The 13,345-nt window shown below is 64.1% G+C and carries 10 protein-coding genes; 4 read left to right on the top strand and 6 right to left on the bottom strand.

Annotation, left to right across the window (positions count from 1 at the left end; all coding sequences use genetic code 11):
* Positions 1–649 precede the first annotated feature (649 nt).
* Both ACSFDB_RS20015 and ACSFDB_RS20010 read left to right on the top strand, forming a co-directional pair.
* A complete protein-coding gene (locus tag ACSFDB_RS20015) occupies positions 650–1,480 on the top strand; it encodes a ParA family protein (protein WP_440772660.1) in 831 nt (276 codons plus the stop codon).
* A complete protein-coding gene (locus ACSFDB_RS20010; RefSeq protein ID WP_440772659.1) occupies positions 1,473–1,949 on the top strand; it encodes a DUF7970 domain-containing protein in 477 nt (158 codons plus the stop codon). The genes ACSFDB_RS20015 and ACSFDB_RS20010 overlap by 8 nt, the downstream gene beginning before the upstream one ends.
* Positions 1,950–1,969: 20 nt before the next feature.
* Here ACSFDB_RS20010 and ACSFDB_RS20005 read toward each other — a convergent pair whose 3' ends face one another.
* The 6 genes from ACSFDB_RS20005 to ACSFDB_RS19980 form a co-directional block, all read right to left on the bottom strand.
* A complete protein-coding gene (locus tag ACSFDB_RS20005; protein ID WP_440772658.1) occupies positions 1,970–3,901 on the bottom strand; it encodes a DEAD/DEAH box helicase family protein in 1,932 nt (643 codons plus the stop codon).
* 85 nt (positions 3,902–3,986) lie between these two features.
* Entirely contained in the window at positions 3,987–7,049 is a 3,063-nt protein-coding gene (locus tag ACSFDB_RS20000) for a DUF7286 family protein (RefSeq protein WP_440772657.1), read from the bottom strand.
* On the bottom strand, positions 7,046–8,011 hold the full coding sequence (locus ACSFDB_RS19995) for a DUF7284 family protein (protein ID WP_440772656.1): 966 nt from the start codon (positions 8,009–8,011) through the stop codon (positions 7,046–7,048). The genes ACSFDB_RS20000 and ACSFDB_RS19995 overlap by 4 nt, the downstream gene beginning before the upstream one ends.
* Positions 8,012–8,075: 64 nt before the next feature.
* On the bottom strand, positions 8,076–9,047 hold the full coding sequence (locus ACSFDB_RS19990; RefSeq protein ID WP_440772655.1) for a DUF7283 family protein: 972 nt from the start codon (positions 9,045–9,047) through the stop codon (positions 8,076–8,078).
* 93 nt (positions 9,048–9,140) lie between these two features.
* Positions 9,141–11,387 (bottom strand): AAA family ATPase, encoded by a 2,247-nt coding sequence (locus ACSFDB_RS19985; RefSeq protein WP_440772654.1) that lies wholly within the window; start codon positions 11,385–11,387, stop codon positions 9,141–9,143.
* A 65-nt stretch (positions 11,388–11,452) separates the two neighbouring features.
* The gene (locus ACSFDB_RS19980; RefSeq protein ID WP_440772653.1) at positions 11,453–12,088 is read right to left on the bottom strand and encodes a helix-turn-helix domain-containing protein; all 636 of its coding nucleotides are present in this window, start codon (positions 12,086–12,088) and stop codon (positions 11,453–11,455) included.
* Positions 12,089–12,174: 86 nt separating this feature from the next.
* Between ACSFDB_RS19980 and ACSFDB_RS19975 the strand changes: the two genes are divergently transcribed.
* Positions 12,175–13,083 carry a ribonucleotide-diphosphate reductase subunit beta gene (locus ACSFDB_RS19975; protein WP_440772652.1) on the top strand — a complete coding sequence of 303 codons (909 nt, stop codon included), beginning with the start codon at positions 12,175–12,177 and terminating at the stop codon, positions 13,081–13,083.
* Between the two features lie 123 nt (positions 13,084–13,206).
* On the top strand, positions 13,207–13,341 hold the full coding sequence (locus ACSFDB_RS19970; RefSeq protein WP_440772651.1) for a DUF7128 family protein: 135 nt from the start codon (positions 13,207–13,209) through the stop codon (positions 13,339–13,341).
* Positions 13,342–13,345: the final 4 nt, after the last annotated feature.

The following is a 13,345-nucleotide window of genomic DNA, read 5'->3' as shown; positions in this document are numbered from 1 at the left end:
CTACACCGTTGGAACCATTTACAGAGTGTAAACAGCTTACACAGTGTACAATGTGCAGAATGTGTTTTCCTAAACTGATTGTCCAGCACTCGACATACCACCCGACACAACCGCCGATGCTTTCGTTCCAGAGAACACTTTGTAGACGGTGTACACGGTTTCGAATCTGTATCTCTCTTACACCGTTCAGACGGTTTGGACTGTGTGGACTGTTTCCGCTACTGTTAAGTCACGTCACTCGGATGATTGACGTGACACTCGCCGTGTCCGATCGGTCCGAACATCGTACAATGTCCACACCGTGCACACGCTGTAAACGGTTCACACCCCGAACACTGTTCGAACGGTCGGTCGCACGATCGGCCGCTAGAGGAGCTCAATCTTCACACTGTGCAAACATTCTACACCGTTTGAACCGTTCGGACGGCTCGAACACTCAACACAGTTTGCACCGTTCGCTTGTCGTCGGCCGTTCGCTTCGTGCGATCGATCGCTCGGAGCGCGCGCCGACTCGGCCGCTCGACGAACCGTTCGAACGTTGCAAACCGTGTTCGAATTCGACACTGTGTACACGGTGTGGACTGTTCGAACCTCGAAGGCGGTCTTCGACGTTCGGACGGTCGACACGGCGACGGAGGTGTACCCACGAATGACGAAATCCCCACGCGCCGTCAGCGTCGCCCTCCAGAAAGGCGGCGTCGGCAAGACGACCCTCGCGATCAACCTCGCTGAACGACTCGCCAACCGAGACAACGACGTCCTGCTCGTCGATCTGGACCAGCAGGGCAACGCTACCGAAGGCGTCGGTCTGAGTGATGCCTACTCGAGCGACGTACACATCGGTGACGTCCTCGAGGACGGAACCGACACGACGCTCGAGGACGTAATTCACTCGACGAATTCGTTCGACGTGCTCCCCGCTCACGAGGATCTCGATAGCGTCGAGAACAGCATCCGCAGCGCGACCTTCGGCGAACTCTGGATCAGAAACGAGATCGTCGATCCCGTGCTCGGCGACGAGTACGACTACGTCGTCGTCGACTCGCCGCCGAATCTCGGCCCGCTCGCCGACGCCTCGCTCATTTCGACGCAGAACGTCATCGTCCCGCTGCGGATGAGCGAACCCAGCGTGAGCGGTTTCGAGCGGATGTACACCCAGCAGATCGGCCCGATTCGCAAGGAGATCGACCTCGACATCCTCGCGATCGTTCCGAACTCGCTGGCCGGCGACAACGAGGAGAAGCGGATCATCGGCGACTTGGAGGAGTCCCAGTTCGGCGAGTACCTCCCGGCGTTCGCCCGTTCGGCCCACTTCGACGATTCGGACTCGCCTGGGCCGGGGATTCGGGAACGGATCGCCTTCAAGCGAGCGTGGCGCGAGGGCGTCCCGCTCGCCGAGTACGACCCCGAAAACGACATGCTGGACCGACTGGATGAACTGGCTGCGGCCGTCGAGCGCGGAGGTGTCGCCGATGCCTGAGGACAACCGGTTCGCGGGGCTGAGCGAGGCCGTCGAGGGCGAGGACCCGGAAGGCGAGGACTCGAACGAGGTTCCGAATTCCGATACTGAGTCGTCGACCGCGGACGATTCGACTGGGGATGACGAACCGACTACCGAAGTAGCGTACGAGTCAGTCGAGGCGGACGCCGAATCGGACGAAGATACCGAGCAGAGCGAGACGGGATCAGATTCCGACGACTCGGCCGACGGTGACGCCGACGATCCGACCGCGTTCCCCTTCGATGCGACCGAGAAGAAGACGGTCTACGTCCGGCCCGAAACGCTCGACGGTCTCGAGGACGCCCGCGCGCTCGTGGACGCACAGCTGCGGACCGAACACGACGTCCGCGACTTGACCGGCCGGGAGTTCTACGACGCCGCGTTTCGACTCGCGGCCGCCGATACGGACGGGTTGATCGACGAGATTCTCGAGGCCCGCGAGGAGTAGTCCGTCGGCACTTTCGTCTGTTACTCGTCGGATTCGGACTCGTCGCTCTCGCCGCTCGCCTCGACCGTCTGCTCGCGAATCGTCATCCCCTTGCGGCCGAGATGTTGGAGCTGTTTTCGCGCGAAATCTTCCTCGCGCGTGCCGCGAGTGGCGAGCACGTAGACGAGCGCCCCGCCGGCGGGCCGCATCGTTCGGCCGGCGCGCTGGGTGCCCTGCCGGCGAGAGCCGCCAAGCCCGGAGGCGACGATGGCGAGGTCCGCAGTGGGGAGGTCGATCCCCTCGTCGCCGACGCGCGAGATGACCAGCAAGTCGCGTTCGTTCCGCCGGAACTCCTCGAGCAGCCGTCGTCGCTCGTGGTGGGGCGTCTCACCGCTGAGGAAGGGAACGTCGAGTGCGGCCGCGACGTCTCGTCCCTGCGCTAAGTAGTCTACGAAGACAAGCGCCTTCGCGTCGGGGTGAGCCGAGAGCAGATACCGAACGTCGTCGACCTTCCCTCGATTCTTCGCGGCGATGCGGTAGCGCTCCTGGCCGTCCGCGGAGGCGTAGGCGTTTCGCTGTTCCTCGTCGCCCCACGGGACGTAGCGAATCTCGAGTTCGGGTTCGGCGACGAAGCCGGCCTCGAACAGCGCCTCCCAGTCGGTGCCGATGGGCGGCCCGACGAGGGTGAAGATCTCGGTCTGGCGGTCGTCTTCCCGGATTGGGCTGGCGCTGAGACCCAGTCGATGACGGGACTGCAGGTGGGTACTCCGCCGGTAGACGTCCGAGGGGACGTGCTGGCACTCGTCGAACACGACGAGTCCCCACTCGCGGTCGTCGAACAGCGAGCGGTGGCGGTCCATGCCTGCGATCTGGTAGGTCGCGATCGTCACCGGCCGGACCTCCTTTCGACCGCCGTGGTACTGGCCGATCTGGTGGGGCTCGAGCGAGGTGTACTCCTCGATCGCGTCGGCCCACTGTCTTGCCAGATCCCGACTCGGGACGAGCACGAGCGTTTCGCCACCCACGTGGGCCATCGCGCCCATCGCGGCGATGGTCTTCCCGCTCCCCGGTGGGCCGACGAAGACCCCCTCGCCGCCCTCCGCGAAGCGATCCACCCACGTCTGCTGGTAGTCGCGAAGCGAAATCTCGAGGTCGATCGGCAGGTCCTCACCGGACTCGAGGTCGCGGTGGTCCTGGACTGGGTAGCCGGCCTCGTAGAGGAGCCGTTTGATGGCGGCTTCCGCCCCCTCACGAACCCAGTCCTCGGTGTCCGAAATCGGCGCGTGGACGTGTTCCTCGTCGAGTTTCTGGCGGGCGACGTTCCCCATGATCTCCGGGCTCTTCGCCTCGAGGACGGTGTACCCCTCCTCGTGGGTGGTCAATCTGAACTGGTGGGCGCGATCCCACTGGCTGTGGACCCACTCTTCGAGAGCCTCCGAGCGCTGGCCGAGCGCCTGTCGCATCGTTCGCGCGAGAGTGTCGAACGAATCGTGGGGTGCCTGCCAGATATCCTCCGGCCTGACGACGTATCGGTACCCCTGTTCGCCGTTGCCGTCCGCGAGGTGGGCGAACTGGGAGAGCTGTGCGCGCGTGAACTGATCCGGTCGATCGACGATGATCTCGCGACGCTTCGGGAAGACGACGACCCGCTCGCGATCGGTGAGATCCTCGAGTTCGCTGGGATACCAGACGACGGGATCCGTCTCGACGGAGAGGCGTTCGACGTCGCCGCGGCCGGCCAGATCCGCGAGCGCCTCGCGTGCCTCTTCAATCGTGATTTCGAGCGTCCGGGCGACGGCTGCGGCGGTGAGAACCGGGCGTCCGGCCTCCTGAGATGCGTCGTGAAAGTCCGCCAGCGTGAACTGGCCGTCCTCCTGCTCGTCTTCGGCAGTTTCGTCGCTCGCTTCGGGCGCTGAATCGCCGAACCCCTGCGTCTCGTCGCCAGCCGTTTCCGAAGCGCGTTCGTCGGTCACTGGCGGGGCCTAACGGCGGTGCGGGTAAACCGATTTCGCTCGGCAGCCGAGTGCACCCTGCACTCGCTGTGGGATCGGATCCGCCTCAGTCAGCAACCGGCAACGCGGCGTCGATTTCGTCCGAGATGCAGTCCGCCGGTCCGTCTCGTTCGTCCGGCTCGAAGCTCGCGCCCACATCGTTCCACGCCGTCGAACACTCCTCGCGAGGGACGTCGAGGGTCGTCGACTGCCACATATCGCCGACGCCGGGCGTCCCTCGTGGGAGCAACTGGGGACTCGGGACGATGACCGGGACGACGAGGCGGTTCTCGAAGCCGATCGGCTCGACGGAGCCGACCGCGAGTTCGTCCTGATCCGCCCACGGGGGCGTCTCGAGGGAGACCTCCTTGTCCTGACGTACGTACGCCGTTTCGTCGCTGGCCGCGGGATCGCCGCTGTTCGCCCGAACCTCGAAGCGAGCGTACTCGCCCTGCACTTCGAGAGAGTAGACATCGAGTTGCAGAAACGACAGCGACGGAACGGGCAGAAGCGGCAGTCCCGGGAAGCCGACGGCGTCGAAGTAGCCAGTCCCCAGCGACGCGTGTTCGCTCGTCGGGTCGGTCTCGAGCAGCGCTCCCCCTTCCGGACGGACTGCAGGGACGTCGGTTCGGTTGACGGTCTCGAGTGACAGGTACGTTGGCGAAGCTTCGACCTGATAACTGGTTGCTTCTAGCAGGTCCGAGTCCGGACCTGGTGCCCGTGCGTCTTCGGGTCGGTTTTCGGGATCGAGCATCGACTCGACGAACTCCAGCGGCGCGCCGAGCAGGTCGTTTCCGGCGTCGAGTAGCCCACCGAGCAGGTCGTCGACCATCCCGGCACCGCCGTCGATCGTCTCCTCGTGATAACCTTCGACCGTCTCGATGTGCTCGTAGATCGCCTCGAAGTACTGTTTCCGGACTTCGGCCCGAAGTACATCGGCGGTGTTCTCGTAGCGTCCCGTCGTGTTCTCGTAGACGAGTTCGTCCTCGACGCTTCGAACGTTGTCTTCGACCTCGCCGAGTGGACTCGGCTGCTCGAGCATACTCCAGAGGTCGGTCTCGTGGGGTGCAACCGACGTTACGACCGCTTCGTGAGTTCGGTTGAGTTCGCCGATCACCCAGTCGTAGAGCAGGGTTCTGTCCCGCGGTTCGACGTCGACATCCGGATCGTTCGCGTACGGAATCGCGCGCTCGAGGTCACTTTCCGTGACGATCGACCGGCTTGCGCCTTCGATCTCGTCCTCGAGTTCGCGTTCCTGTGCACCCACTGACGTCGCATCGAGATCGAACGTTTCGCCGACGGCATCCGTTTCGATATCGTCGAAGTTGCCGACGAAACCGTACGACTCGTTCCACGAATCGGTACTGAACGGAGACTCGAGCCCTCGGGAATCACGTTCGGCGTCGACGTCCTCTGCGAGAGCAGCGTCGATCTCGTAGCTTGAGCTGTACGTTACCGGCCGTTTCCAGTTCGTTCGAACCTGTTCGAGGGGGATCGTCACGTTCGTTATCGGATCGACGATCGTCTCATCGTCGTGCTGCCACGTTTCGCTCACTCTGACATCGGTCTCGTACTCAAGGTCGATTTCGGCGAGCTGCCGATCGTCGAACCCGGTCCCGTCGTCGGAGACGACGTCGATCGAAACGCTGGCGTCGCCGCCGCTGGTCGTATAGCTGCGGTCGACTCGAGACCAGTTCTCGCCCGGTCGCTCCGTCCGAGGCAACTGACTGTGTTTGGTCGGCCCCGTTTCGCTCGTGTCGATCTCGACGTCGTAGATGCTCTCCATACTGTCGTCCGTCAGATCGCTCTCGGGTGCGGTCTCGTCGATTAGTTCCTCGAGATCGGCCAACTGATCCTCGAGCCCGTCGACGGCGTCCGCCGCGCCCTGATTCGCCGGCTCGTCGGTGAAGTAGTCCTCGAGGTAGACGTCGCTGAACCGCTCGTGGCCCTCGAGTGAGTCGTTGAACTCGGATTCGACGTCGTCCATCGCGAGCCCCGCGACCAGCTCCATGTATGCGATATCGGCGAACGGGTGGGCCTGAATCTCGACGTCGGTGTCGACGTTGTCCTCGAGGAGCGTGAGGACGATCTCTTGGATCGTCGGCGGCTCCGGATAATCGATCTCTCCCTCGCTGTCGACCAGGTCGCTATCACAGACACTATCCGACTCGTTGATCTCGTCGCCAAGTTGCTCGCCCAGGAGTTCGTCGAGGTCGATATCGCCCGCTTCCGAGGCGAGGTCGTTCGCCATGCAGACCGTCGGCAGGAACGTCGCGCGATCTTCGTACGGATCTGCCGTCCCGAACGAGGCCTCCTGCAGCGCGAAGACGGCGTCGTTCGCCATCACCTCTGTGTGGTCGTTCGGCGTGAGATTGTGAAACGTTCGATCGCTGCTCACGAGGCGATCGTAGTACGCCTTCCCCCAGACGTAGGAGTACATTCGCGCCGCGAAGTAGCGACCGAACCCGTCGTAGAACTCGTCGGCCTCGAAGAAGCCGGTCTCGAGTTGGTCCTCGAACTCGCCCGTCCGATCGTGTAACTCGAGGGCGTTCGTTCCCACCGAGACCGTGATATCACGCCGTTCACTGACGGTCTCCCGGTCGTCGTGCTCGACGGTGAGTTCGACGTCTTCGACCGTGACGGTGAGCACGTCGTCGTCCGTTTGCTCGAGATCGATCCGATCGATGGCGTCCTCGAGGTCGTCGCCGTCGTCCCAGTCGAGCCGTTCGACCGACGCGACCGCGGTTCGGTCGTGGCCGATCTCCTGCTCGGCGCTGGCGAGCGATACCGCGACGTCGCGGTAGATACGGAGCGCGAGATACTGCTCGAACACGTCGTCGGAATCGACCGCATCGGCGAACGCCGCGTCGGCGCCGTCCGTCGAACTGACCGGTGCGCTGGCGGCGTCGTCCGTCGCACGGACGACCGCGTGACGAACTTCTCCGGTCGCGATCGATTCGGCCCTGTCGACCGCGAGTCCCTGATCGATTTCGACCTCCGGACGGTCTCTGGACTCGAGTACGGCGACGATCGAGATACTGCTGACGAGCAGGAGGACCGCGAGCAGCGCGAATGGGATCCGCGCCCGGTCGTCCGTCGCGAGCGAGACGGTTCTTGGCCGTCCGCTCATGGTTGCCACGTTTGGACGGTGATCGTCACGTCGTCAGTCGATACCTCGTCGGCGAGCAATGCGGAGATCGCTTCGTCTCGCTCGGCGTCATCATCGGAGTCCTCGTCGATCGTCTCGAGTTCGTCCGCGAAGGCGATTTCCAGATCGCTCGCGATCCAGTCTGCGAGCCCGCTCGCGTTGGTGTCTGGTTCACTTCCGCCGTCGGAGCCGTAGAGCACTCGCTCGTTCGCCTCGAGCGCGTCGGCCTCGCTTCGATTGAGTGGGTTCTCGTCGTCGGAATCCGTCTCCTCGCTGAACTCGTACTCTAGTGGGGCGACCAACCGTTCGTAGTGGTAAACCGTGAGTTCCCGCGAGAGCCCCTGACTCTCGAGCGTTCGCTGGGTTGATTCGGGCGGAAGGTAGCCCTCGATAATCGCTGCACCGATGGCTGCTCCGGCGGTTTCGAGCGCGTCGTTGGGCTCGCCAGACTCGGTGGACAGATCGGCTTCCTCGACGGCTGGAAGGTCACTCGAGGCGGTTATCGTGCGACTCGAGACGTCCTCGTTCGGCGGCGGGCGCTCGCCGGCCGTCGCCGTGCCGTTGATCGCCGCGCCGTCGTAGGGTTCCCACTCGGCGACGACGTAGAACTCGTGGTTCGCCCCGAGGAGAGCGCTCGCCGTAGAGGCGTCGACGGCGTCTTCGAAGTCGTCACCGTATGGTAGTATCCGCTCGCCGTCGATGTGGAGATTCGTGACGGCCGCGTCGGCTAGCAGCCCGGTCGCCGAGCCGTAGTCGGTTCGGGTGTAGTTGCCGTCGCGCTCGTCGACCGGATCGACGCCCTCGAGATCGTATTCGACGCTGAGCGTCACTGCAGCCAGCGTCTCGACCGTTCTGTCGGCGCGGGTTTCGTCGCGGTCGTCGTCCGCCGCGTGAAGATAGGCTCCGATCAGGAGCACGCTCGCGCTGACGAGCAACAGTGCCATCGCAACGTCTACGACCGTACTGACACCCCGTTCGGTGTGCCGGTTACGCCGTGCGCTCCGGTCCTTACGCGGTGACGAGCGTGACACGGTACTCACCCGATTGGGCGTCCTGCGCTATCTCCGCAGCGTCGCTGGCGATGTCGGCTGTGATCGATCCACCCTCGCAGATATCTGCGAACCCGTGACTGCTCTCGAGCCGACCGTCGCACTCGAGGGAGCCGTCGGTGTAAACCCCGACGGCGATGGGGTAGACGAGCGCGTTCTGGTTTTCTCCTGGCTCCGAGAGAATGGGCACCTCGAAATCGGTTTGCGAGCCGTCCGCGGTATCCGTCTCGCTTTCGGTCACCAGCAACTCGTTGTCACCGCCGTGTTCGACGTCGTCGAAATCTCGATTTCCGTGGCCGGCGTACTCGAATCCGGTGAGCACGACTTCGATCTCGGTTCCCGATGCGGTCGTGTAGCGAACCGTCGCTTCGGTGGCAGCCGTGGACTCGAAGCTTCTGGAGACGTTTTCGGCCCGGTCGATGGAACCGGCAGTCTCGACGGTCGTTCCCGCTTCCGCCTCGACCTCGAGCGTTCGAACGGCCAGTTCACCGTCTGCGGGAGTCCACTCGCCGTCGGTCTCGTCGTGTGCCTCGACGAGATCGGCGAGGAACTCGCCCTCGACGTCCTGTCGATCGGTCTCGACGACGTCGCCGTATGCTGATTCGATCGATTCACCGCGAGCGATCGCCTCGAGCCGTTCGTTCCCTGCGACGGGAACGACAGTTCCGTAGGCGAGACTCGAGCGAGCGGTCCCGTGTTCGTTTCGAAGCGAGACGGTGGGTCCCTCGAATTTGACTTCCGCGGCGTCGTGGCCGTACGTCGCGCTGGCGTCGTGCGCGGTCCCGGCCACACGGTCGATCGTGTTCGCGGCCTGATTCGCGTCCGGCGGCGGGCCCGCTGGGAGCCCAAGTACGAGACCGGCGAGTCCCACACTAACGATGCTGACGGCCAGCCAGACGTACCACGCGTCGGCCGGTGTCTCCCAATCCATGCGGCCACTGGCCGACTATTCGTATTTAAACCTCAGTAGCAACGGAGTGGTGTGTGGTTCTTCTGTGCTGTGCTTCGTCGGACTACTCGATTCTCACCGGGTCGGCTTCCCGTTCTCCCGCGCCGCCTCCAGATGCCGTCGCTCGATAACTACCTCGTCCGCCTTCTCGTTCGCCTCGTCGGGATCGTACTTGCTGGCGACCTCGCGGATCGCCTTCATCGAGGCCGTCCGAACGAGCGCCTCGAGGTCCGCACCCGTATACCCCTCCAACTCGGCGGCCAGCGCCGAGATGTCGATATCGTCGTCCAGCGGCTTCCCGCGGGTGTGGACCTCGAGAATCTTCTCGCGGGCCGCCTGATCGGGTTCGTCGACCAGCACGTGCGTGTCCAGCCGTCCTGGACGGAGCAGGGCGGGGTCGATCTGGTCCTTGCGGTTCGTCGCCGCGAGCACCACCAGGTTCGGGTTCTCCCGCATCCCGTCGAGTTCGGTCAGGAGCTGCGAGACGACGCGTTCGGTCACCTCGTGGCCCTCTCCGCGCGCGGCCGTGATCGCGTCGATCTCGTCGAAGAAGACGATCGAGGGTGCGGACTGTCGGGCGCGCTCGAACACCTCGCGGATCGCCTTCTCGCTCTCGCCGACGTAGCGGTCGATGATCTCCGGGCCGTCCACGCGGACGAAGTTAACGTCGGTTTCGCCCGCGAGTGCGCGTGCGAGCAACGTTTTCCCCGTCCCGGGTGGGCCGTAGAGCAAGACGCCGGAGGGTGGGTCGGTATTCGTCTCCTCGAACAGCCGATCGTACGTCAGCGGCCACTCGACGGATTCTCGAAGGATCTGTTTAGCATCCTCGAGCCCGCCGACGTTCGAGAAGTCCGTGTTCGGCGATTCGGCGACGTACTCCCGCATCGCCGAGGGTTCGACGGCGGCGAGCGCGCTGTCGAAGTGGGCCTTCGTTACCGTCGGGCTCTCGTTCCAGTCGTCGCGTTCGTCGGACTCGGTTGGTCGGTCCCGAATCGCGGCCATCGCAGCCTCGCTCGCGACGGCGTCGAGATCGGCGCCGACGAACCCGTGCGTGCGTCGAGCGATGGCGTCGACGCTCACGTCGTCGTCGAGCGGCATCCCGCGAGTGTGGACCTCGAGGATCTCTTTGCGCCCTTCCACGTCAGGGACGCCGACCTGAATCTCGCGATCGAAGCGCCCGCCGCGACGGAGCGCCGGATCGATCACGTCGACCCGATTCGTCGCGCCGATGACGATCACCTCGCCGCGAGCGTCGAGTCCGTCCATCAGCGTCAGCAGTTGGCCGACGATCCGGTTTTCGGCGTCGCCGTCGTCGTCGCGCGTGCCGGCGATGGAGTCGATCTCGTCGAAGAAGATGATCGTCGGCGCGTTCGCCTCGGCCTGTTCGAACACCTCGCGGAGTCGCTCCTCGGACTCGCCTTTGTACTTCGACATGATCTCCGGCCCGGAGATCGTCTCGAAGTTGGCGTCGACCTCGTTTGCGACCGCGCGAGCGATCAGCGTCTTCCCGGTTCCCGGCGGCCCGTAGAGTAAGACGCCGGAAGGCGGCTCGACGCCGAGCCGTCGGAACAGTTCCGGCTCCGAGAGCGGGAGTTCGATCATCTCGCGGACGAGTTCGAGTTCTTCATCCAGTCCGCCGATGTCCTCGTACGTGACTCCGGAGGTGGGTTCCGCCTCGGTCGTTCCGGGTGGCTGACCGTCCGCCGCTCCACTCGCTCCGCCGCTACTGCCGCTTTCGCCGGCACTGGCGGCATTCCCGTCGGCGCTTCGGGTGGTGCTCGAGGATCCCTGTCGAGCCGTCTTCGAACCGCCGCCGGCGATTCGAATCGTGGTCGTACTCGTGATCCGAACGTCGCCGCCGGGATCGGTGTCGGTGACTCTGAACGGCTCCTGTCCGAGACCCTCGATTCGGATCTGCTCGCCCGCACGGACCGGCCGGTTTCGAAGCGTTTTGGCCGCCTCCCGCTCTGCACTGCCACGCTGGGTGTCGGTGAACGACGACGGTGCGGCGAGCGTGACCCGGTTCGCTTCGGCGATCGTCGACGTGTCCTTCGTTCGAACGGCCACCGTATCACCGACGTGTGCGCCGGCGTTCGCCCGGGTGTCGCCGTCGATTTGGATGACGTTCTCCGGAACCGACGAGTCCGCCGGCCACATCTTCGCGACGGTCGTCTTCTCGCCTTCGATGACGACGGTGTCGCCGCTCAACACGCCGAGTTGCCGACGTGCGATCTCCGGGATCCGTGCGACCCCTCGCCCCGCGTCTCGCTTTTCGGCGGCCCGAACCGTCAGCGAAACGCCGTCCGAATCCGACTGGCTCATACTCGTTCCTTTCGCGCGGGCCGTCTTGAGAATTGTCCTGTCAGTCGGTTCCGAAATCGAGTCACTTACAGCCCGTTCTCGAGCACTCGATCGATCCCCCGTCGAATCCGTTCGGACGCTGAGGGTCCCGAAATCCCCAGTTCGTCCCCGATCTCCGCGGTCGACGCCTCCCGCGGGACCGCGAAGTAGCCCGCGTCGCGGGCCGCGGTTAGCGCTTCGTACTGCTCGCGAGTGAGTCCGAACGGCGGATCGTCGGCCGTCGATTCCCGACTCAGTCGCTCGAGTTGGAACGTGGCGCCGCGTTCGATACAGAACTCGCGGTACTCCGCGAGCGCTTCTCGGTCCGGAAATCGGGACCGACTCCACCAGCCGTCGACGGTCACGATACTGCCGAGCGGGGTGGTGCCCAACTCGATGAATTTCCGGTATATCGGCACCGGCGGATCGCGGAGTTCGATCCGATACAGCGCGTTCCCGTCGTACTCGTCCAGCGTCACGGCCCCTGCGACCGTCGCATCGTCCGCCAGTGCGTCGCGAAATTCGTCGTCAGGTTCGTCGACGACTCGACAGAGCGCTACGGGACGGTCGGGGTCGATGACGAGGATCCGTTCGATGTAGACCGTGACCGACGGAACGGCCGCTACTGCGTTCGTCAACGGGAGGTCGAGTGACGTCACTCGAAACTCTGCAATGAGTCCCATGGCACCAGATTCAGCTTCGATTACTTAAACACCCTCCTCTATGAGATACAAATTCATGTGGATTCTGCCGGTAGGTCTGCCCAACGATGGCAACCGATAGCCAGCCACAACCCGAAACGCAACTCGACACGACGGTGCGCTCGCACAACTACTACCGAAACGCCGTCGAGAAACACTGGGATCCTCACGAGATCGACCTCGAGGCCGATCTCGACGGCGCTGCCGAACTTCCGGAGCCGGCGTTCGAAGGGCTCAAACAGTCGCTCGCGCTGTTCGGCGCCGGCGAGGAGTCGGTGACGGAGGATCTCGCGCCGCTCGCGGTCGTCCTAGATGATATCGGCGACCAGATGTTCCTCACCACCCAGCTCTACGAGGAGTCGAAACACACGGATTTCTTCGACCGCTACTGGCGCGAGGTGGTGCACGCCGAAGAGAAGCGGCGCGGTCAGGAGCTGTCTTCGCCGACCGACGAGAAGTGGTTCAACGAGCCCTACGACGAACTGTTCGAGCGCAACGAGCGGGCGATGGACCGCCTTCTCGAGGACGACTCGCCCGAAAACCGCGCGAAGGCCCACTGTCACTACCACCTGACGATCGAGGGCATTCTGGCGCAAACGGGCTACTACGGACTCACGCTCGCCTACGGCGAGAACGAACCCGACCTCCCCGATCTGCCGGGACTGGTCGAGGGACTCAAACTGATCCGCAGCGACGAGGGACGCCACGTCGGGTTCGGGATGGCACAACTCAAGTCGCTCGTAATCGACGGCGACGTCGAGGCCGACCTCCTCCGCGAGACGGTCGGCGAACTGGTTCCGCTCGTCCAGAAGAGTCTGACCAGCGACGACGGTGCCAGCTCCGAAGGCGGTCCCGGTCCGAGCCCGTCCGATCTCTCCGAGTACGCCTATCACAAACACGAACAGCGAATGCGACAGATCACCACCGCCAGCGAGAAAATCCCGGAAGTCGAGGAGCTCACGGAGCTCGACGCCTGAGCGTCCCCCGTTACGTCGGGGCCGTCTTCGGATTCAAAGCACGCTCTCGCTCGTCGCCTCACCGCGTCGAACACCTAGTCACCTCGAAGAAACGCCTTTGTCGTTCGTCGTGAACTGTCGGGTATGGTAGTCCAGACCGAGCGGGACGACGCCACGTGGTGGGAGTGTGAGACCTGCGGGCTACTGTTCGACGAGAAATCGGACGCCTCGGAGCACGAGCAGCGGTGTGACGACAGCGAACCGTCGTACATCCAATAGCTCG

Source organism: Natronorubrum amylolyticum, assembly GCF_052040145.1.
Taxonomy (GTDB): Archaea; Halobacteriota; Halobacteria; order Halobacteriales; family Natrialbaceae; genus Natronorubrum.
Note: the sequence above shows the minus strand (reverse complement) of the source record. Positions and strands in the feature narration are given on the sequence as shown.